Annotated in this window: 15 protein-coding genes, 1 tRNA gene and 2 pseudogenes; 9 read left to right on the forward strand and 9 right to left on the reverse strand. The window is 70.2% G+C overall.

Annotation, left to right across the window (positions count from 1 at the left end; translation table 11 throughout):
- Positions 1-291: 291 nt before the first annotated feature.
- Complete coding sequence (locus OG553_RS00005) at positions 292-450, reverse strand: hypothetical protein (protein ID WP_405976903.1); 159 nt, start codon at positions 448-450, stop codon at positions 292-294.
- Between the two features lie 464 nt (positions 451-914).
- On the opposite strand from OG553_RS00005, the gene OG553_RS00010 reads away from it, so the two are divergent.
- The 3 genes and pseudogenes from OG553_RS00010 (at position 915) to OG553_RS00020 (ending at position 3,749) form a co-directional block, all read left to right on the forward strand.
- Positions 915-1,035 (forward strand) — tRNA-OTHER (locus tag OG553_RS00010).
- Positions 1,036-1,590: 555 nt separating this feature from the next.
- Positions 1,591-2,794, forward strand: a pseudogene (locus OG553_RS00015) (IS110 family transposase).
- 484 nt (positions 2,795-3,278) lie between these two features.
- Positions 3,279-3,749, forward strand: coding sequence for a transposase family protein (locus OG553_RS00020; RefSeq protein ID WP_405976904.1), 471 nt, complete (start codon positions 3,279-3,281; stop codon positions 3,747-3,749).
- An 852-nt stretch (positions 3,750-4,601) separates the two neighbouring features.
- Here OG553_RS00020 and OG553_RS00025 read toward each other — a convergent pair.
- The gene (locus OG553_RS00025) at positions 4,602-4,895 is read right to left on the reverse strand and encodes a helix-turn-helix domain-containing protein (protein WP_405976905.1); all 294 of its coding nucleotides are present in this window, start codon (positions 4,893-4,895) and stop codon (positions 4,602-4,604) included.
- Between the two features lie 603 nt (positions 4,896-5,498).
- On the opposite strand from OG553_RS00025, the gene OG553_RS00030 reads away from it, so the two are divergent.
- Positions 5,499-5,771 (forward strand): hypothetical protein, encoded by a 273-nt coding sequence (locus tag OG553_RS00030; protein WP_405976906.1) that lies wholly within the window; start codon positions 5,499-5,501, stop codon positions 5,769-5,771.
- A 228-nt stretch (positions 5,772-5,999) separates the two neighbouring features.
- Here the strand turns inward: OG553_RS00030 and OG553_RS00035 are convergent, their stop codons facing one another.
- From OG553_RS00035 to OG553_RS00045, 3 genes are all read right to left on the reverse strand, one after another.
- Positions 6,000-6,374 (reverse strand): hypothetical protein, encoded by a 375-nt coding sequence (locus OG553_RS00035; RefSeq protein ID WP_405976907.1) that lies wholly within the window; start codon positions 6,372-6,374, stop codon positions 6,000-6,002.
- An 888-nt stretch (positions 6,375-7,262) separates the two neighbouring features.
- Positions 7,263-7,769, reverse strand: a complete 507-nt coding sequence (locus OG553_RS00040) for an STAS domain-containing protein (RefSeq protein WP_405976908.1) — start codon at positions 7,767-7,769, stop codon at positions 7,263-7,265.
- Positions 7,770-8,335: 566 nt separating this feature from the next.
- Entirely contained in the window at positions 8,336-8,539 is a 204-nt protein-coding gene (locus tag OG553_RS00045; protein WP_405976909.1) for a hypothetical protein, read from the reverse strand.
- Between the two features lie 154 nt (positions 8,540-8,693).
- Here OG553_RS00045 and OG553_RS00050 point away from each other — a divergent pair, with 154 nt between their 5' ends.
- From OG553_RS00050 to OG553_RS00060, 3 genes are all read left to right on the forward strand, one after another.
- On the forward strand, positions 8,694-9,317 hold the full coding sequence (locus OG553_RS00050) for a hypothetical protein (protein WP_405976910.1): 624 nt from the start codon (positions 8,694-8,696) through the stop codon (positions 9,315-9,317).
- A gap of 384 nt (positions 9,318-9,701) precedes the next feature.
- Positions 9,702-10,292 (forward strand): hypothetical protein, encoded by a 591-nt coding sequence (locus OG553_RS00055; protein ID WP_405976911.1) that lies wholly within the window; start codon positions 9,702-9,704, stop codon positions 10,290-10,292.
- A gap of 1,255 nt (positions 10,293-11,547) precedes the next feature.
- Positions 11,548-14,217 (forward strand): hypothetical protein, encoded by a 2,670-nt coding sequence (locus tag OG553_RS00060; RefSeq protein WP_405976912.1) that lies wholly within the window; start codon positions 11,548-11,550, stop codon positions 14,215-14,217.
- A gap of 247 nt (positions 14,218-14,464) precedes the next feature.
- On the opposite strand, the gene OG553_RS00065 is transcribed toward OG553_RS00060, so the two are convergent.
- Positions 14,465-14,605: a hypothetical protein gene (locus OG553_RS00065; RefSeq protein ID WP_405976913.1), complete on the reverse strand. Its 141-nt coding sequence runs from the start codon at positions 14,603-14,605 to the stop codon at positions 14,465-14,467.
- Positions 14,606-15,029: 424 nt separating this feature from the next.
- Positions 15,030-16,019 (reverse strand): sigma-70 family RNA polymerase sigma factor, encoded by a 990-nt coding sequence (locus OG553_RS00070; protein WP_405976914.1) that lies wholly within the window; start codon positions 16,017-16,019, stop codon positions 15,030-15,032.
- A gap of 149 nt (positions 16,020-16,168) precedes the next feature.
- On the opposite strand from OG553_RS00070, the gene OG553_RS00075 reads away from it, so the two are divergent.
- Positions 16,169-16,489, forward strand: coding sequence for a hypothetical protein (locus OG553_RS00075; RefSeq protein WP_405976915.1), 321 nt, complete (start codon positions 16,169-16,171; stop codon positions 16,487-16,489).
- Positions 16,490-16,599: 110 nt separating this feature from the next.
- Here OG553_RS00075 and OG553_RS00080 read toward each other — a convergent pair whose 3' ends face one another.
- Complete coding sequence (locus tag OG553_RS00080; protein WP_405983216.1) at positions 16,600-16,776, reverse strand: hypothetical protein; 177 nt, start codon at positions 16,774-16,776, stop codon at positions 16,600-16,602.
- A 4-nt stretch (positions 16,777-16,780) separates the two neighbouring features.
- Positions 16,781-16,846: pseudogene (locus OG553_RS00085) on the reverse strand (MerR family transcriptional regulator); the annotation flags it as partial.
- A gap of 332 nt (positions 16,847-17,178) precedes the next feature.
- On the opposite strand from OG553_RS00085, the gene OG553_RS00090 reads away from it, so the two are divergent.
- Positions 17,179-19,020, forward strand: a complete 1,842-nt coding sequence (locus OG553_RS00090; protein WP_405976916.1) for a protein kinase domain-containing protein — start codon at positions 17,179-17,181, stop codon at positions 19,018-19,020.
- The last annotated feature ends 78 nt before the right edge of the window (positions 19,021-19,098 follow it).

Consider the following 19,098-nt stretch of genomic DNA (forward strand, 5'->3'; position numbering starts at 1 on the left):
GGCGCTGCGCGCCCAGGAGAGAACGGGGGCGCTTCGCGCCCCCGAGCCGCCTTCGGCGGCTAACCCTCCGCTTCGCTACGGGTTCCTGAGCGCTGCGCGCTCAGGAAGGGAACCGCCTCGCTGTGCTCGGCGGGCCCGGCTCCGCCGGGCCAGAGCCGGCCCTCCGGGCCGGTGTCCTGCGCTACGCTGCGGACAGGTTCGGGGTTCCGCTTCGCTCCACCCCAGGCGGGTTGCTACCAGCTTGCGTCATCGACCGTCCGGTGCCAGCGTCGCCCCTCCGGGCAGGACAGGTCAGTCCTGGGTATCGACGGGCAGAGGCTTGACGATCGTATGCGTGATGACCTGCCCCTGGATGTGCTTCGTCTCCAGCTTCTGATGCCCCGCCACAACGGTCGGCTTCTCCACCGGAACCTGCTCGGGGGTGGCCTCGACCTCTTCTTCGTCAGCCATGACGTCTCTCCTTCTTCCACGTACCACTAGACCTGATCAACCTCCCCAGCAAGCCTCCCGGATAACCGACGAATACAAGCCCTCACCGGAGACGACAACCAGGCCAACACTCCACACAGGCCCTTCCCCGTACTCCCGCGCTACACACACGCCGGGCAGTGGCCCGCCGTGCAGCGCGAGGGACTCGCGCAGGGTGAGCCCGGGTACACACCGGGGGGGACCCCGTTTCACCGGGCCCTGGCCTACGGCCCATTGGGCGGTCCGCTCCACAGCCCTGCCCGGGTCCTTCCTGCTTCGCCTCCAGGACCAGCCCGCTTCACGGGCTCTGGCAGCCAGAGTAGGGCGCTTCTGCTTTGTGGGACTGCGGAGCTCCTGCCATGGGCTTAGCCCGAAAAGGGTTCGCACTGTCGTGAAGGTTCTCCTACCGTCTTCGCAGTGGGGCGCGGCAGTTCCCCACTGGTTGCGGAGTCGTGGCAGAGCGGCCAATTGCGATCGGCGTGAGGAAGGCCCTCCTCTCGTCCGACTGACCGGGTACTGGGCGGGCTTGCCTCCCCCGGTCCGCGGGTTCAAATCCCGCCGACTCCGCAACCACCACCCGAACGGCGCCTTCACCAGTCAGGGACCTTCCTGCTTCAAAGTGAGTCACGGATCAGCTCTGGGATATACCGCATGGGGCAGTACCCGCATCCCTAGATCGAATCCCTCGCCCACCTCAGCGAGGAGCGGGTGCGGTGGCGAGGTCGTACTGGGGGCCCACCATCGGCCGGGCCCTCGTTACGGCTCAGCGTGCACTTCCTCGGCCTTGCGACGGTGGTAAGCACGCTGCCTGCACACCGAACCCCAGTACCGGATATCCGCACGCCCAGCCGCAACAAGGCGGCCACATCGGCCCTCGCCCCCCCCGTTACCTTTTTCATGGCTCCGCAACGGGGCCTCCGGCCTTCGGGTCCGGCATGACTTCCCCCCCTTGTTGTTCATGATCCGGGGGGTGGTGTCACCGGGCCCGGAGGCATCGACGGACCGCTGATGAGGGGCTTGAGCACCGGCTTCATCCAGGCCGGAAGAGCTCTCCGTAACGTGGATGTGGCAGCTCGGTGCCGTGGCAGGCCGGACGAAAAGCGTGAGCGGAGGGGCCTGCACGTGATCGACACCGGCGCCATCGACGTCTTCCTCGGCCTGGACGTCGGCAAGGGCGAACACCACGCCACCGCCGTCACCCCGGCCGGAAAGAAGGCCTTCGACAAGCGGTTACCTAACACCGAACCCAAGCTCCGCGAGCTCTTCGCCAAGCTGAAGGCCAAGCACGGAACTGTGCTGGTCGTGGTCGACCAGCCGGCCTCGATTGGCGCCCTGCCGCTGGCGGTCGCCCGCGACATGGGCTGCCCGGTCGCCTACTTACCGGGCCTGACGATGCGGCGGATCGCCGACCTCTACCCGGGCGAGGCCAAGACCGATGCGAAGGACGCGTTCATCATCGCGGACGCGGCCCGCGCGATGCCTCACACGCTGCGGGCCATCGACGGCGAGGACGAGACCATCGCCGAGCTGGAGATGATCGTCGGGTTCGACGACGACCTGGCCGGCGAGGCAACCAGGGTCGCGAACCGGCTGCATGGCCTGCTCACGCAGATCCATCCGTCGCTGGAGCGGGTGCTGGGGCCGCGGTTGCAGCACCCGGCCGTCCTGACACTGCTGGAGCGGTTCGGGTCACCGGCCCAGATCCGCAAGGCCGGACGGCGCCGCCTGGTCACGCTGTTACGGCCCAAGGCCCCGAGGATGGCCGAGCGGCTGGTCGAGGACATCTTCACCGCCCTGGACGAGCAGACCGTCACCGTTCCCGGCACCGAGGCGGCCGCGCTGATCGTCCCGAGCCTGGCCGGATCCCTGGCCGCCGTCCTTGACCAGCGCAAACTCCTGGCCGGGCGGATCGAAGAACTCCTGGACGCCCACCCTCTTTCGAAGGTCCTGACGTCGATGCCGGGAGTCGGCGTCAGGACCGGAGCCCGCATCCTCATCGAGGTCGGCGACGGCAGCACCTTCCCGACCGCAGGCCACCTCGCCGCCTACGCAGGGCTCGCCCCCCGCGACCCGAAGTTCCGGGTCCTCGATCCGCGGCGAACAGCCCTCCAGGAGAGGAAACAAGCAGCTCAAACGAGCCTTCTTCCTCTCCGCCTTCGCCGCCCTGGGCGACCCGGCATCGCGGATCTACTACGACAAGAAGATCGCCCAAGGGAAGCATCACACCCAGGCCCTGCTCTGCCTCGCCAGACGCCGGGCCGATGTCCTCTTCGCCATGCTCCGCGACGGCACCTTCTACGAACCCCGGCCAGCCTCAGCCAGCTGAATCCTCAGCAGCCTCGCCGCACACAGGACAGTCCCGCTCGTCGACCGAGTCCATCACGACCGAATGACCGCAAAAGTCGCACGGCCGCATGCCCTCGACCGCCGACTCCCGAACAGCCACGTCATCACTCATGACAGCCACACTGCCACCCGACCACCTTGACCAAAGACATAGGGGCACCCCCCCGTTACGGATCCGCGTACGGGACGTGCTGCACGCTGGCGAGCACAGGACGTACTCCAGCCGTCCCTCATCACGGCGCACCAGCACCTGCCCGCACACCACGCATGGCTCTATTCACGGGTTGTGGGTTCTGGCACAGATCATGGGGAATCGCCGCGGAGCGTTACCCCTCCGTTCGAGTGCGATGAGACGGGTTCGCGTGAGACCGCGTACGCCTTGTCGTCCAGCGATCTCAATTGACGCTCCCTCAGGTCCTTGCCGCCCCTGCTCCAGCCAGTTGTGGCTGGTGATGGTGCTGGTCATGCAGACCGATACGCCGTTCTGGGACTCACTGGTGTTCGACGGAATCGACGATGTGGATGTCGAGGCCGTCACAGCCGCGTTCGGCACGGTTGAGGTGGCGGCGAGAAGCCGCGCCGCCACCTCTGCCTGTCCGGATTGCGGCCGTTTCTCGGACCGAGTCCACGACTGCTACCAGCGCGGGCTGAAAGACCTTCCACTCGCTGAGCAGGGCTTTGTCATCCAGCTGACGGTCCGGCGCTTCATCTGCGGGGCGGCGACTGCCCGCGCCGGACGTTCGCCAAGCCGTTCTCGCAGCTGGCTGCACCGCACGCACGGTTCGCCACTCGGCTCAACCACGCCCTGGACCGAGTGGGGCTCACGCTGGCCGGGCGGGCTGGCGCCCGGCTGGCCGCCCAGCTGGGCTTCGGAGCCTTCGGGAACCATCACGACGTGCCATCCGTGCTGCCGTACATGCTCGATGACCGTCTGATCCATGCGGTCCGTTTCGTCCCGATCGCCGTAGTCATGGCAGAGGACGCAGCGGCACTGGAACGGATCATCAGTCATGTGCGGAGGGTACGAGGTGGGCATTCACGTCGAGCAACCGGGGTTTGGACCCCTCATTCGAACGGCGCCGTCACCCTCCGCGACGCGCTCCCCAAGATCTGTGCCAGAACCTATTTCTCATGAACATCTACGGGTCTCAAGATCCGCAACTGCTGCCCAAACCGGCGGACAAACGCTGCCTCTAGAAGTGAACAAAGCCACCACGCACGACACCGGCTCCAGCACCCGGCCCCGGCCCACCAGGCCCCACCACTCCACATTCGCCGTGCGCCGGGCCAAAGACAGGCGCGTCAACCCACTCTCCCCATCCGCCGCACCCGCGCGGTAACAGGCCTCGCAGATCACCAGCCAGCGCCTGCGCCAGGCCCGTCGGCCTACCCACAGCACGCGCCCGCAGCAGACGGCACATCAGGACCGCCCCGGCCACCTGCCGGGTCCGCAAGCGGACTCGAAGGCGGGCGCACCTGCGCCGTTCGCCATCTGCGTCAGCCGGACGGCTCCTGACTCTGCGTCGGCACATCCAAGCGGCGCTCATCCCCGGCCGGCTCGGCATGCAGCAGGGCGAGCGCCAAGGTCTGTGACCTCCCCGACCGTGCGGTCCCTGGCCGCCGCCCGCATCAGCCGGGCGGCTACCTCGCCGTGCCCGTTCGTCCCCAGGCTCCTCGCCAGTGCGGCGACCTCCGCCGGGGACCGGGTCGCCTCGGCCTCGACCAGGACGTCGTGCGGGGCGGGCGGGGCCGGCACGGCTTCCCCCGCCGTGTCCGGCGCCGGCTCCTCACGGCTGGTGTGCCAGGCCGACTGCATCCAGGAACCACCGCTCCGGCGTCTCGGCCCCGCAGGCCTCGGTGATCGCCCCCACGACGTCCGGCCTCGGAGGCCAGGGCTGGTTCAGCGCGTCCGAGATCGTGCTCCGGGGCACACGAGCATGCAGTTCGAGCTGCCTGAGCGTCGGGCCGGACGCCCGCACCAACGCCCGCAGCGCCTCCTGGAAGCACTGGAGGTCGGCGCGCGGCGGGAGAGCAGGCCTGGCCCCGGCAGGACTTGGCTGCCGCGACGCGGGGCTCAGCATCGCCCGGTGCCGCTCCCTTTGCGGCTTGTCGTACTGGGCCCATCACGGCCGTCAGCTCATGACCGTCGGCGCCGAGGGCCAGGGCGGCTGTCTCCACGACCCACGCGGAGGGCAGCGGTCTATCCGAGAACAGCCGGGACAGGGTGGCCGTCGACGTCGAGGTGTAACTGCCCGGCCTTCTCGCACTGGTCGCCGTCCTGTGGCTGATCGTGCCCAGGGTCGGGTTCCCGCGACCCTCCCTGGGGCGGCGGAGCGGGCTGCGGCCGGTACACCGCGCCCGGTACTCGCCCGGGACGCGGGCGCGTTCCCGCTGTGGGTTCGCTTCGGCAAGGGCGGCATCGAGAAGACCGGCGGGGTGATGGTCCTCAACATCCGGGACGCTGTCCGGGGAGTCCTCGACGGTAGGCGCCGTGACGCTGCTCGTTCAGCTGCGGCGCAGTGACCCGTAGCTCGGGGTGACGGCCGTCACGGACGGCAGTCGAATACACGAGCCTCTCGGAATCCACCCCCGCAGGCCCGTCATCTTGCCACCGGCCCGAACCCCTGCCTCGTTGTACCAGCTGGGTGCGGCTATCCGCACCCGCGCCGCAACGTCAGGAGAACATGGTGCGTCTGCGCTGGTCCATCCCGCTGCCCGGTCCGCTGTCCCTCGGGGGCTCCATCCCTCTCTGGGGAGGCCGGAGTCGAGGCGGTGGTGCCGGCGGCGGAGCCGCCCTCTTCGTCGGCGCGGTCAGGCTGTGCGGCTACATGCTGGTAGCCGAGATGTGGGTCTTCTGGTGGTCCGTGAAAGGCTGGTACGTCCTCGGTGTCCTGGCGCACCGGAAGATCACCGGCCGGCCCACCCCGATCTGGCGTTCCCCTGGCGGCTGGTGGTAGCCACCGAGGTCGGACTGGGACCGGCCCAGGAATCGGGGCGGCTGTCAGAAGTTCGGAGGGCGGTGATTCGGCGCCGAGCACGCCATCTCTCATAAACAGTCGTTTATGGGACCTGAGCGTGCGGGAGCGGGCCGCAGTGGCGCAGACGCGGAGGCCGTCGGGAACCGGGGCGCCGGGCGCGGTGGGCAGGGCGCGCAACGTGGCGCCGACCATGCGGCCCGCGAGGGGTCAGCAGACCCAGCCGGTCCCTGCGCTGGACTGGTCCGCGACGCCGTAGCCCCAGACGCAGTTGCCCAGGGGCAGGTAGACCGGACCGGCCGCGTACTTGAACACGCCCTTGTCCGGGACGGCGGCGGAGCCCTCCTGGCCGGTCAGGTTGATTCCGGTGTAGAAGGGATAGCCCCAGTAGACGCCCTGGTGGACGTTGACCGCGCACCAACGGGTGGCTTCCCTGTTGATCTCGATGCGGGCCAGAACTTCACCCTGCTGAACGATGTCCCTGGTGGCAACCCTGGTTCCGCCACAGCCGGGCACCTCCGCGGCGTGCGCGGGCGCCCCTGTGAGAGCCAGTGCCGCCGCCGAGAGGATCAGCGACGCGAACACGTTGGCCGTTTTCCTGTGAAACACAGTTCCCCCTTGCCCCGTCCGGTCTGATACGCCGTCACGGTAAAGGACACATGGACGACGGCACGAGACCACCCCTGAGGGTTGGCCCGTTCTCACCGCCAGGCGACCGACAGGCCTCCCCCACGCACTGCCGCCTCACCGCCCCCGGGTTCCGGGGGCGGCGAGCCCCGCCCGGCATAGCCGAGGCCATCCGCATCCACTGGATGTACGTGAGCACCTCCGGCGGGCCCGCGAGTTCAGTCAGGTCCCGCCGGTCCAGTACAGTGCCGGCGCTTGCATGGCGGCAATGGAGCGCCGTGCAGCGGGGCACGCCGGACGGGGCGCAGGGGGCCCGGTGGTACCCCCGATATCGGCACCGGGCCCAGGCGGGCCCGTCCTGTCAACCCTTCTCGCGGCGACGAACGGTGTGGGCCAGCCCGCCACCAGCGGGAGCCGGGTCAGGAATCGGCTCCGGGTCGGGGGCGGCCGGATGGTAGATCTCGGACGTCCAGCGCCGGCACCGTGTTCACCAACTGGGCCGGCTGCGGCCAGCAGAACTCCAGCTCCTGCCACACACCGCCGACGAGCATCTGGATCCGTACCTGACCGGGCTTCAGACCAGGGGCACGCCCAGGTCCCGGATCACCTCGCTCCCGTTGCTGTCCAGCGTGACGGGGAACTCCTGCCCCTCCCCACCCGCCAAGAAGCGTTCCGGGAGCCCGGTCACCGCGGGCACCACCGGAGCACCCTGCTTTCTGCGCTCCGCCGCCGGATCGAGTGCCGACACAGCCGGCGGAACGGCCTCGTTCGCCAGTGCAGAGGAGGCCGGCCAGGCGGCCGGAGTCAGGACCGAGACGGCAGCGAGGACCGCAATGCGGGTGGATTTCAAGGGAATCGTCGTTTCGCAGGGATGGACGGGACGATTCCACCCTGAAACGGTCGGCGCTCCCCCGGTACCCCGCCCCGGATTGTCGACCCGTAGACGGCGCTTATCACCCACCCGCCAACACAGGCCCAGCTCGAACCCGTCGCGGCAATCAACCCCACGTCCAGGCCCTCCAGGCCTGAACCGACCGGTGGGGCCCCGGGCCGTCCTCCGGGCGTTCCTCGGCGCCGCCCGAGGCGCTCGCCGAACGGGAACGCAGCGCCACCCTGATCATCACGACCGGGGACGTCGTCCACCCGCAGAGCCTGGACCCGGACACCGCACAGCCGCAGGGTCGCGGCCTCCCCGCAGGCACGGCGGCGAAGACGCAGCAACGTGTTGAGGCCGCCCGAGTCCATGAAGGTCACCGTCGGCATGTCCACGGTGAGCTCCAGGCCCGTCAGGGTGAGAGCGTTGGTGGGCTCGATCAGGTCGGGGGCTGCTGCCGTGTCGAGTTCACCGGCCACGGGGCGACGCCGTCGTAGCGCGTCTGGCGCCAGCCCTGCTCGTCAAGCGGGTAGGCGATCAGCTTGGCGGGCACGCACCCAGCCTCTCCCCCGTCCTTCCCTACCGGCGCCCGGCCACGCGCGAACGGGTGACGCATGCCACGGACAGCAGCTCGCGGACAGCCGAACCCACGCCTCCGGCCGCGGAGTACCTTCGGGAGTGCGGGGTGCGGCCCTGGCCCCCGCGGCTGCGACGGAGGCCGCGGGCGAGCCGTCCGGCGTCGTTGCGTTGTCGCAGAGGTCGTGAAGGCGATCGACGAGCGGCATCGCGGAGCCCCGCTTGGTGGTACTGGGCATCACCGGCGGGAACGAGGACGTCGTCCGGGCCGTCATGGCCACGCTCGAAGAGCGCGGCCCTCGGCCAGCGGCCCGGTACGACGGGATCCCGGCGAGCCAGGCCTGCGGGCCGGGGCATACGCCGACGTCCTGCGCCCGGGGCGGGAGAGGTCGTAGCCGAAGCCGCCTCTCGCGGGGGGGGGGGCTTGCCCAGGATCGTCTTTGGCCTGCCCAGGCTGTCACGACTGCCGCTACTTCAGAGGGATGCGGAACTCTTCGAAGTCGGGGACCCCGTCGTGGTTCACGTCGGCCGTCATGGCCTTCCTCACCTCTTCAGCGAGGTGCCCCTGGGCGCCCTCGGCCTTGAACCCCTCCGCCCGCTCGACGATGCCGATCCGCCCGTCGCCGTCCGTGTCGATCTCGGCGAACAGCGCCCTGAGCTCGGCCTCGTTCATGACATACCCCTCTCGCGTCGCTCTGGGCTTGACATGAAATTCGGGTGCCGGGCGCTGTATCCAGCAGCCTCCGCGACTCGTCCTGGGATGATCATCTTCTCTGACGGCGTGCCACAATGCCTGCTGGTGTCTGAACATGAGGAGCCGGAAGAGGATGCTGACGGAGTCGGGCCGTACGGCCCAGGACCTGGCTGCCGAGCTGGCGGGCCTGCGTGGTGTGGACTGGGCCTCTGTGTGGGAGGGCCCGCCGCAGGGCGGTTCTTCGGAGTGCAGGACGTGGTGCGAGCGTAACGGCTGGGAGCCGCAGACGGCGGATCGCAACCTCGTCGTGCACAGCAACGCCGGGGGCAGGTGGAAGCTCGAAGCGAACGGCAACTGGCACCCGGTCGAGAGTCTCACCCACTGGGCGTGGCACGTGGGTGCGGCCGACGCGGCGGAGAACCCCGAGGTGCTCGCGCACGCCGCGAGGGTGTGGCCGGAGTTCCTCATGGCAGCCGAAGGGGTATTGGGGCCGGCGGCCTGGAGCGGGCCCTGGGACGCACAGGACTTCCCGGAGCCGCCGGTGACCGGTTTCTGGCCGGGCCGGGACTACCGGCTCAAGACGCGCACCCCGTATCGCATGGCGTTCTGGCAGCCTACGGGCGGTCACCCCGGCCAGCCGTGGATCGTGCTGGTCCAGTCGGTGTCGTTCGCGGCGTGGAGCTCTGACACGCCCGGTGGCTCACGCCTTCGACTCAGCGTGGACGCCCCTGAAGGCGCAGGGCGGCAGCAGCCGTGAGGCCTGATGCTCCTCCTACGCCGGAGGAAGTAGCCAGGGCCTTCGCCTTGCAGAAGCAGCATGCTGAGGCGGCTCCCAAAGACCAGGAAGCGGGGGCCCTGGTGGCGGAGAGGATATACCGGGACTACCAGGCGAGCTATCCGGAGGGGGGGTCCGACGCTTCCGGACTTCATCGAGGGAATCGGGCGGGACGGATCGGTCACCAATGACGCCCGGGGCCCCCACCGGGCCTTCTGGTCCTACGAGTCCGAGCTCGATGGCGTGGATGTCCCGGTGCCGAACCGGTTCCTGGCGCGGGCGTGCGGCGAATCGCGCGGCCTTCAGGTATTGGAGGACACTCCGGCTGGGCACCAGTTGAATTCCTACGCACTGGACAATCGTCACGTGCTGGAAGGCCTCGTAGAACACTTCGCCTTCGATCCGGAGGAACTGGACGCCGTCCACGGCCAGGCCTGGGATTCGCTCTCGGACCGGTTCGCCAAGGCGACCGAGGGGCTGGCGATCCCCTTCGCCGCCGACGTCACCAGGGGCTCGGTGCTCGGCAGGATCGAGACGCCCGCGCTCCTCAAGAAGGCCAACGTCGGCAAGGAGGGCATCAAGTTCGCGACGCCGCTGCCCCCGCACGAGCATCTGCCGAAGGAGATCCACGAGCTCATCTCCGCCGACCCCGTTCGCTGCCAGCTGTTCAAGGACGACTACGCCGTCACGAAGTCCCCGCAGAGCTTCGCGGGTGCGCTGGCCGCCATCGACGTGCCCGAGAGCCACAAGTCGGCGCACAAGCAAGCCGTGGACCGGCTGGCGGGGGCGAGGAGCTACGGCGAACTGAAGGTGAAGACACAGGCCAGCGCCTTCCTGCCCGGCGTGACGCTCCCGACCAGCCTCACCCAGACCGCCACCCGTAGCCGTGGCGGGCACGGCGTACTCAACCCGGTGACCGCCGAACTCCCACCGAACACCAAGGGGTTCGAGCGATGACTGCCGGCCGATTTGGTCCGAGAACAGCTGGGCGTACCGGGTCTCGGGTCTCCTCCGTCGGCTGAGCCCGTCGCGTGGGGCAGTGCCACGCCGCCGGTGATGGCGGTGTCCTGCGGCGAGCACTCGCCACAGCGTTGCCCGGCGCTCGGTGTCGGCGGGGAGTTCCCCGGGCCGAGTGGTCCCGGCTCCGGACGTCCGCGGCTCGCGTGGTCGTGGTCGGCGGGGGAGGCGTTGGACGCGGCCGCCGCGCGGGCTGCGATGCCGCGCGAGCATCCGGTTGAACAGGTGGACGACGCCCGTTCCCGGTCCGGGGGACGGCGACCGATCCGCTGCTCGGTCCTTCAGGGTGTGTAGCGTGGCGTGATAGGGGCACGCCAGAAGCGCCAGAGTTCGGCAGCACGTTCCTCCACCTGTTCACACACGCCGGAACCGACCCGCGGCCCTGGTCACCTCGGCTCTCACACCGCAGGCGGGCGGCCGTCCTGCGGCGGCGCAGGTACACGCCCCCGCAGGGCAGACCGATGCGGCCGAGGCCGCCGAGAAGCAGTGGCGTGCCCCGCATGCCGGGGACTTCGCGGACGAAGGGTGGGAAGGGGTGGGGTCTTCGACGACACCGTTATCGGCAAGGCCTGCGACAGCATCTTCGAGACTGCGGACGACCTCTTCGAAGAAGTCGACGGCATGGTCGGCAGACTCCTTGGCGGAAACGGCTAACGGACCGGCAGATCAGACGGCCACCCCAGGAGCCCTGGTCATGGACCGCTCATGTCACCCTCGCCGCCGCCTCCGAAGCCGATCCGCCGGGCACCCTGTAGCAGCACCCTGCCTCGCCACCGAAACCACACACCACCACCGGCAACACCACGACTGGCGCCGAAAGGGGCATCCCGCGCCCGCGTCCCGCCCGGCAGCCAGCTACGGCCGCCGGCAGGGTGGACCGCGTCCAAGCCCCCCTCCCCCGAAATGGCCAAGGCCGTCCGCGCGGGGCACGACTTGCGGCGCAGGTCGGTGATCGCACCGGGATCGGGCGCGGTCAGCTCCCCGGCTCTCCGGCCACTGCGAGGACGGCGCCCTCCCTGCACTCGAGCAGCGCGGCGTATTGGCGGCTGCTGATCATCAGCAGCGAGCGACATCGTCCCAGGTCAGCGATCTCTATCGCTGTTGCGGAGGCAGCAAGGCCGACCCCAGGACAGCTAGGCGCGGTCAGCGGAGACTGAAGGGGTGGACTGGTGATCCAGCAGCCTGAGGAGCGGCGATGACTGTGTTCACCCCGAACTTGGTCTGGGCCCACGTGGTGCCCGGTACGACCCGTACCCGGGACCTGTGGATCAGTCGTCTCTCCACCACCGGGGCCCTGAGGCTCCGTATCGAAGGTGCCGGTCCGCTTGTGGAAGTGGGCACCGTTGTCGTCTCGGAGCCCTTTCTTCGGCCGATGACACCCATGGAGATCGAGGAGCTGCCCGCGTCCCCACCCGAGATCCGCGAGAGCGCCCGACGGCACGGCCTCGTCGAGGGCGTGGTGGAGCTCCGCCGAGGCACTGGAAGGGAGCCCGTCGAAGTGGGCACCGGCCAGGTGGTCAAGGCCGAGCTGACCTGCACCGCGACTGCGGGAGCCGCTGCGCACTGGCAGCTCGGCCGGCTGGTCGCCGAGGTGGACGGCGCGCCCGTCGGCGAGGTGCCGTTGTACGTCGCGGTCGGTGCGGGCGATCATGAGCCGCTCGTCGAGCCCGAGGACATCGATGTGGCGATGGAGCCGGGCCAGACCGCCCAGGGCTTCGTGTTGGTCGCCAAGGCCCCCTCGGCGCCGGACCTGCGGGCGTTCCTCATGGGAGGCGCCCCGGTGGCCCGCTCCTGGGAGACCGTGGTCTCGCGTGCGGAGCGGCTGACCTACGAGGAGGCGGACCGGCTCGGGCTGCTCGGCGAGATGACACCAGCGCAGCTGGAGCGGGTGCGGCGCGAGGGCCTCTTCACCTTCCATGACATCGACCGCGCCGCGAACACGGATTCCGTGCGGCTGGTGCGCAATGACCAGGTCAGGACGGACATTGCCTTCGCCGCCCCGGAGGGCTGGGGCGGCGTCGTGAACGCGACACTCGCGCTGGTCGCGCCGGGATGGACGCCGGTGGAGATCGATGTGCGGGCGCTCGTCGCGGACGTGTCCGTGGCGTTGGAGAACGACACCTTCGCCATCGGCCAGGGCTTCGGCGTCCATCTGGCGGTTACGGTGTCTTCGGGGCTCGATCTCGGGGGTGAGGTGACGTTCCACATCGAGGGGCACGACATGATTCTGTCGGTGCCGGAGATCCACCTGGCGTACGAGCCGATGGCGCACCGCACTATCAGTCTCCCCTTGAACGTCGCGCGCGACGCGCCCCTGGGCCCGGTGCTCTTCACCAAGCTGGTGGCCTCCTTCCATGGCGGAGAAACCTCCCGCTACCTCGATCTGAACGTGACGGTGGTGCCGGGGGCGACGACGGTGGAAACGAGCCCCCGCAGCCTCGGCGTGCAGACGGGCGGAAGCGGGCAGCTGACGGTCACCGCAACCTCTGGCGGCGGCTACAAGACGATCCGCCTGTCGCCCGCGGCGCTGCCGCCAGGTGTGACGGTCGGGTCCGCAACGCTGGAGCTGGATCCCCTCGACACCCAGAAGACCGTGCCCCTGCGGGTCGACGTCCACGCGGATCTTGCCCGCCCCGCCGTCCGTCTGCCGCTCGGCATCGACTGGGTGTCGAACGACGGCGCGCAGGGCGGCACCGCCGTGTCGGAGCTGACGATCATCCAGCGGCCGGAGACGAAAACGTTCACCCATTTCGTGGTGACGCCGGACGGGATGCCGCTGGGCGGGCGCGTCGACTTCGTCGTCAACAGTGACGGAAGCGGACGGTTCAAGGGGTTCATGGAGGCCACCGGCCTCACCTCGTACGACTTCTGCATCCGCGCTGTGCTGCGCTCGGCGAACGGTCTGGTCGCCACGATGGCCCAGGAGGCCGGGACCGTGTACGGCTGGGACAGTCCAGGAAGCGATGAACAGCACGACTGGGACCAGGAGGTGTCCGACCCCCGCATCCAGGCATTCTGGCCGGACCTGAAAACCGGGACGATGACCGTGACCCGCAGCTCCGAGCTCGCCGGCATCCTCGGTGGCGCGGCGGAGCTGGCGGGCGACATCCTGGAGTTCGCGGCCACATCGTCCCTGCTTCTGCCGCTCGGGCCCGCAGGTCAGTGTCTGGCCGGGCTGGTGTTCGTCGGCAGCCAGACCGGCGCCATCGCAGACGGCTCGATCATCGGTGTGGGCGGTCTGACCGGCCTCGCGGCGGCCGGCGGCGCAGCGTTCCTGCTCGGGCCCCACATGATCATCCCGGCGTTCGTGGGCGGGGCGCTGGCCGGTGCGGCGCTGGTGCACAGCCGTCCGCTCTGGCCCTCGGAACGGGCCTTGGCCGAATCGGTCTTCAAGGACTCCCTGCCCTGGGACAAGATCAGGCTCACGAATCTGTCCGGGCAGGACGGCCAGGCATTCGTGACGCCCAGCGACGACGGCACGATCCTGGTGAACCTCGGTGTCGCCTTCGAGAACCCGCTGACATCGGTCGATCCGCCGAAGGGGTACGAGGCGCCGGGGCAGATCTTCATCCACGAACTCACCCATGCCTGGCAGATAGCCCACAAGGCCTTCCCCTCCGAGTACTTCTGGAAGGCGGCACTCGACAAGATGGGGGGCGAGGCCAGCTATTCCTACGGGCCCGCCGGCCCGCCGCGGCGGCAGTTCGGCATCGAGGCGCAGGCAACCATCGTGGACCGGTGGTACGCGGGATCCACGAACGGGTCAATCGGCGGCTTCCCCCCGAAGTTCATCCGCCCCAAGTGCAGCGAGGACGACCCGTACTTCCGCTACATCGCCGACAACATCCGCATAGACGAGCCGTAGCCACCCCGATCTACCGCCCGCCCCCCCCGCGATCCCTTGCGCGATCCCTTGCGGGTCCCAGCCGGTCACGTCGAGCGGCTGCACGTCCAGGGGGCCGCCGACCACTTCCACGTAGTCATGGCCTGGCCGCGGGCCCGGCTCCGGTTCGTCCGGCTCCGATCGGCTCACACCGAAGGGTCGGCCATCAACGATGACCGACCCTTCGAGCGAGCCGCGCGTCCACACGGTTTCGCCGCAAAAGCACTGGTCACGTGGTTGCACCCGGTAGGCAGGGCATGCGCCACCAAGGCTTGAAGCGGACCGGCTGCCGGTAGACGCCGCCCCGGTCGATCGTGCGGTCGTCGCTGATCTCCGCCACCACCTCCGGGCGGCCGAGGACCGTGTCCACGACGTCGCGCGAGCTCCAGGCGGCCGCGATCCGTACCCGGGTCCACGGGTGTTTGGGGCCGGCGGCGGTCAGGCGCTCGCCGACCTGCCGGGCCTGATCCGGGCGCGGCCTGTCACTTCAGGAGGACGGCGACGGCAAGACGGGCGGAGATGCGCACGGAAGAACTCCATGGGAGGTGGGAACGACGGGACGGTCGGGCCGTCCCCGCAACGACGAGAACCCGAGCCGGGGCGGCCTGCCCATCCATCGGTCACGCCCCTCCCGCCGCCCTACCTCACTGCTGCCGTGGCGGCGGTTAAGTCGGCCCGGCACGGCTCGTTCGGGACGAAGCCACGTCCCGGCCGCCTCGCTGAAACGAGGGCGACGGGTGCACCTCGCCCGCCCGGGGCCGGGGCCCGCAGTGAGGGCTGGGAGGTGTTTCCAGTCAGCCACGAGTACCGGTTGGGAGGTCCTCGTCCAAGTGGTCCGGCAGGCCGAAGAGCGGGAACAGGCGTTCGGTGTCACGGAAGGCCGTGATGCCGGCGATCCGGTCGCCGGAGAACTCCACGACCTGCAGGGCCCAGGGAAGGTAGCCGGCGCCGTCCGGGTGGGGTCGGTACTGTCCGAAGGCGGGGGAGCCGTTCGCCGCAGTCGGGACAAGACGCGAGCCGCGGCAGCCGACCGCGGGGCCGCCCAGCCATGCCTGGATGTCGGGCACACCGCGCATCCATTTCGCGTACGGGGGCAGGCACAGCGTGGCGTCGACATGGAGGAGCATGTTCAGCTCCTCCATGTCGTAGCGGGAGAACGCTGTCGCGTATCGGTCAGCCAGCAGTCGAAGGACCCCGTCGTCGCACGGCCGGGCGGCCGGCAGGTCCGTTCCCCGGCGACGGCCGGCCAGTGTGGCGCGGGCCCGCTGCAGGGCGCTGTTGGCCGACGCGACGGTGGAGCCGTGCAGGTCGGCGACCTCGCGAGCCGAGAAGCCCAGGACGTCCCGCAGAATCAGCGTGGCCCGCTGTCTGGGCGGAAGGTGCTGCAGCGTGGCGACGAACGCCAGCCGCACGGACTCGCCCGACGCCGCGGCAGCCTCCGGATCGCCGCCAGGGCACGGCTCCACCCACAGGGCGAAGTCCTCCGGAGGTTCCGGCGGCGAGCTGCCCGCGCTCGGGCCGGACAGATCCATCGGCAGCGCCCGCCGCTTGCCGGAGGCAACAGCGTCCAGGCAGGCGTTGGTGGCGATGCGGTACACCCACGTCCTCAGCGCAGACCGCCCCTCGAAGCGGTCGATGCTCCGCCACGCCCGGACCAGCGTCTCCTGTACGACGTCCTCGGCCTCGGCGTACGAGCCCAACATCCGGTAGCAGTACCCGGTCAGCTCCCCCCGGAACTCCTCAAGCCCCTCCACCGCCGCGCCGACCGCCGAGATGTCCCCCACACCGCACTCCTCACGACAGAAAGGTCCAGGTCACTGGCCCTGGAGCCTCACTGTAGGGCCGGGCCGGAGCACGATGCCCAGGGCCCCTGGCTGGTCGCTGAGCGCTCCAGTCGGATGCCCGTGCACTCAGTACCGTGAAAGGCTGAGGCATGCCCCATCACCTGCGGTTCTTCTTCGAGTACGGCGTCGACACGCCGTTGTGGCCAGGCTCGTCGGACATACCTGATTTCGACAGCCGCTACGGGTACCCCTGCGCTCCGGAGAAACTGCCCATCACTTCCGTCACCAGCAACGAGCTCACCAGGCTCGCCGACCTTTACCAGTCCTCACTCGACTGGGACCACCCGGCGGGTCCCTCGCCTTGGTCCCGTGAGCAGCAGGAATCGTTCCGGCGGGAAGCCGATATCGCACTAGAGGCGTTGCGCCGCGAGTTGGGGCACGGCTGGACGGTTGAGGACCGAAGGGCCTGATGGCCAACAAGGCTCAACTGGCCAGCTGTGGAGCTCAGTCACACGCGACCGCCACGCAGGACAGCGCGGCAAGTCCCCCGAGTGCCTTCGGGACACGCTGGGGGCGCAAGTCAGCAGCAGGGGCCGGCATGGCGGTTCTCCTCGGCGAGGTCGGTGAAGGGGATGGGGCAGCACGTGCTGGACGCGCGGACGGTGAGGTCGTCGCGGCCGGCTGCGAGGGCGGTGCGGATGGTGGTCAGGTCGGCGGTCTTCGCGTCGACCTCGGCGAGCTTGGCCGCGGCGCTCATAGTGACGCAGAGTCTGGATGTTCACCCCGGCCGCCTCGGCGACCTGGCCGCTGCGCAGGCCCGTGCTCACCGCTGCTCCCTGGCGGCAGAGGTGCGTACGGCGAGGGCGTCCAACTCGCCAACGCCGAACTGTGCACCCCCGGATATCGGGGCGTGGCCGCGTACGCGGGTGCCGGCGCCCGGGTTTCCGCCGAGGCCAGTCCTCACCCCCGGCATCAGGTCTGCCAGCACACCCGAGCCGGGCAGCGGACGCATCGCGTCAGCGGCCCGGCCCGGGGCGGGTGCGCCTTGTCCGCCCGCCCTACGCGCGCCCTCCGCACCCCACTGCGCGAGACCATCACCCGTCCGGCCTCGTGACGCACATAATCGGATCCTGGTGGGTACGGGGACGAGGGGGCGCACATGCGGGAGCGGGACGTGCTGGACGGGCGGTACGAGCTGACCGGGTTACTGGGGCGGGGCGGCTTCGGCGAGGTGTGGCGGGCCTTCGACACCCGGGTGCGCCGGACGGTCGCGGTCAAGATCGGGCATCCGCGGTCGGCCGAGGACCGGGAGCGGTTCGCTTCCGAGGCGCACCTCGCGGGCACTCTCGTCCACCCGTGCATCGCGGCCCTGTACGACTACGGCGAGGCGCAGTACGAGGGGCAGCCGCTGGTCTACCTGGTCATGGAGCTCGTGGAGGGGGAGACCCTCGCCGCCATCGTGCGCCGCGGGGTACCGCCCACCGCGTCCGCCCTCGTCTGGGCCCGTGACGTCTGCGAGGCACTCGGAGCCGCTCATGAGCGGAACGTGGTGCACCGGGACGTCAAGGCCCTGAACGTGATGATCACCGGGCACGGCGGGCCGGGTACGGGCCGCGCGAAGGTGCTCGACTTCGGCATCGCCAAGTACCTGCACCAGCCCGGCCTCACGGCCACGGGCTTCGTCATCGGCTCGTTGGAGTACATGGCGCCGGAGCGCCTGCTCGGCGCGCCCTCCGTCGACGGACGAGCCGACCTCTACGCCCTGGGCTGCCTCCTGATGCAGCTCCTGACGGGGCAGCTCCCCTTCCCCGTGCAGGAAGCCGAGGCACTGTCCTACGCTCACGCCCACACGGAGCCGCCGCGGCCCGGCTCGCTGCGGTCCGGGCTTCCCGCCGGGGCTGATCGGCTGGTGCTGGACCTGCTCGCCAAGGACCCGGCGCGGCGACCGGCCGGAGCCGCCGAGGTGATCGACCGGCTGGACGCCCTGATCCGCGGGGACGCGGAACCGCCCTCCGCCCGCGACACCGCCAAGCAGACTCCCGCAGACCCCCGCGGACCCCACCACCGCACGCCCACCCGCATCCGCCCGGCCGCGGGTGACGACGCCGTACGCCCGGTCCTCGCCGCGCGGCTCGCCCGGATCCTGGCCTCGGGCCGCACGGGTGCCGGCCCGGACTTCGCACGGCAGCTCGACCTGCTGATCGCGGACCTCGGCGAAGCCCTCGGCGCCGACGACCCGCTGACCGCCGAGGTGGCCTACCACCGCTCCATGTACCTGTGGCGGTCGACGGGCGACCCGACGGAGCTGGAACGCGTACTCCCCCGGCTGCTGGGCGTCCTGGGCCCTGAGAACCGGCGGACCATCGACGTGCAGGCGGTCCTGGCCGGCTCCGCCGCCGCACGCGGTCAGGTCGACGGCCGGCCGTGGCTGCCCGTGCTCAGGGAGGTCATCGAACGCTCCACCCGGCTGCTGGGCGCCGACAGCGAGATCACCCTGATCGCCCGGCTGGACCTCGCGGAGGCCCTGGACCGCGAATACGACGGCCATGACCGCCCGTTGCCCACCCCGCGGGAGCGCACCCCGGAGCGGGCCACACGCCGCCGGGACCTGCTCGCGCCGCTGCTGCCCGACCTGGTGCGGGGCCTGGGCCCAGACGACCCGCGGGTCCACGACGCCGCCCTTCGCCTCGCCCTGGACAACTACGTCCTCGGCACGTACCGCGAAGCCCTGCCGTACTACGAGCAGGTGCTGCCGAGCAGCCCCGCGGGCCTGGTGAGGACACCCGTGGGCCTGCGGATCCAGCACGCCCACTGCGTCGCCGAGTCCGGGGACCCTCGGCGGGCGGTGGCCCTGCTCGACGCCGTGCTGGAGCTCCTGTACAGCAAGGCGGACGCCCAGTCCGTCCAGTGGGAGAAGCAGGCGCGCGCCCTGCGGTCGGACGCGAGGAAGAGGAAGCGGCAACAAGGGAAAGGCGGCCTGCGCGGCCGGCTCCTCGGCTGACCCGGCCGGGTCGACCAGGCGCACCACGAGCGGGGCGGGTGGATCCCGACCCCTTCGCCGCGCGACTGCCGTTCCCCG

The organism is Streptomyces sp. NBC_00158, assembly GCF_045160885.1.
Taxonomy (GTDB): Bacteria; Actinomycetota; Actinomycetes; order Streptomycetales; family Streptomycetaceae; genus Streptomyces.

What these genes read in the sequence shown, in the direction of transcription:
- OG553_RS00005 (WP_405976903.1), bottom strand. Translation starts at nt 450, where the DNA reads ATGGCTGACGAAGAAGAGGTCGAGGCCACCCCCGAGCAGGTTCCGGTG.
- OG553_RS00020 (WP_405976904.1), top strand. Translation starts at nt 3,279, where the DNA reads ATGCAGACCGATACGCCGTTCTGGGACTCACTGGTGTTCGACGGAATC.
- OG553_RS00025 (WP_405976905.1), bottom strand. Translation starts at nt 4,895, where the DNA reads ATGCTGAGCCCCGCGTCGCGGCAGCCAAGTCCTGCCGGGGCCAGGCCT.
- OG553_RS00030 (WP_405976906.1), top strand. Translation starts at nt 5,499, where the DNA reads ATGGTGCGTCTGCGCTGGTCCATCCCGCTGCCCGGTCCGCTGTCCCTC.
- OG553_RS00045 (WP_405976909.1), bottom strand. Translation starts at nt 8,539, where the DNA reads ATGAACGAGGCCGAGCTCAGGGCGCTGTTCGCCGAGATCGACACGGAC.
- OG553_RS00050 (WP_405976910.1), top strand. Translation starts at nt 8,694, where the DNA reads ATGCTGACGGAGTCGGGCCGTACGGCCCAGGACCTGGCTGCCGAGCTG.
- OG553_RS00060 (WP_405976912.1), top strand. Translation starts at nt 11,548, where the DNA reads ATGACTGTGTTCACCCCGAACTTGGTCTGGGCCCACGTGGTGCCCGGT.
- OG553_RS00075 (WP_405976915.1), top strand. Translation starts at nt 16,169, where the DNA reads ATGCCCCATCACCTGCGGTTCTTCTTCGAGTACGGCGTCGACACGCCG.
- OG553_RS00080 (WP_405983216.1), bottom strand. Translation starts at nt 16,776, where the DNA reads ATGAGCGCCGCGGCCAAGCTCGCCGAGGTCGACGCGAAGACCGCCGAC.
- OG553_RS00090 (WP_405976916.1), top strand. Translation starts at nt 17,179, where the DNA reads ATGCGGGAGCGGGACGTGCTGGACGGGCGGTACGAGCTGACCGGGTTA.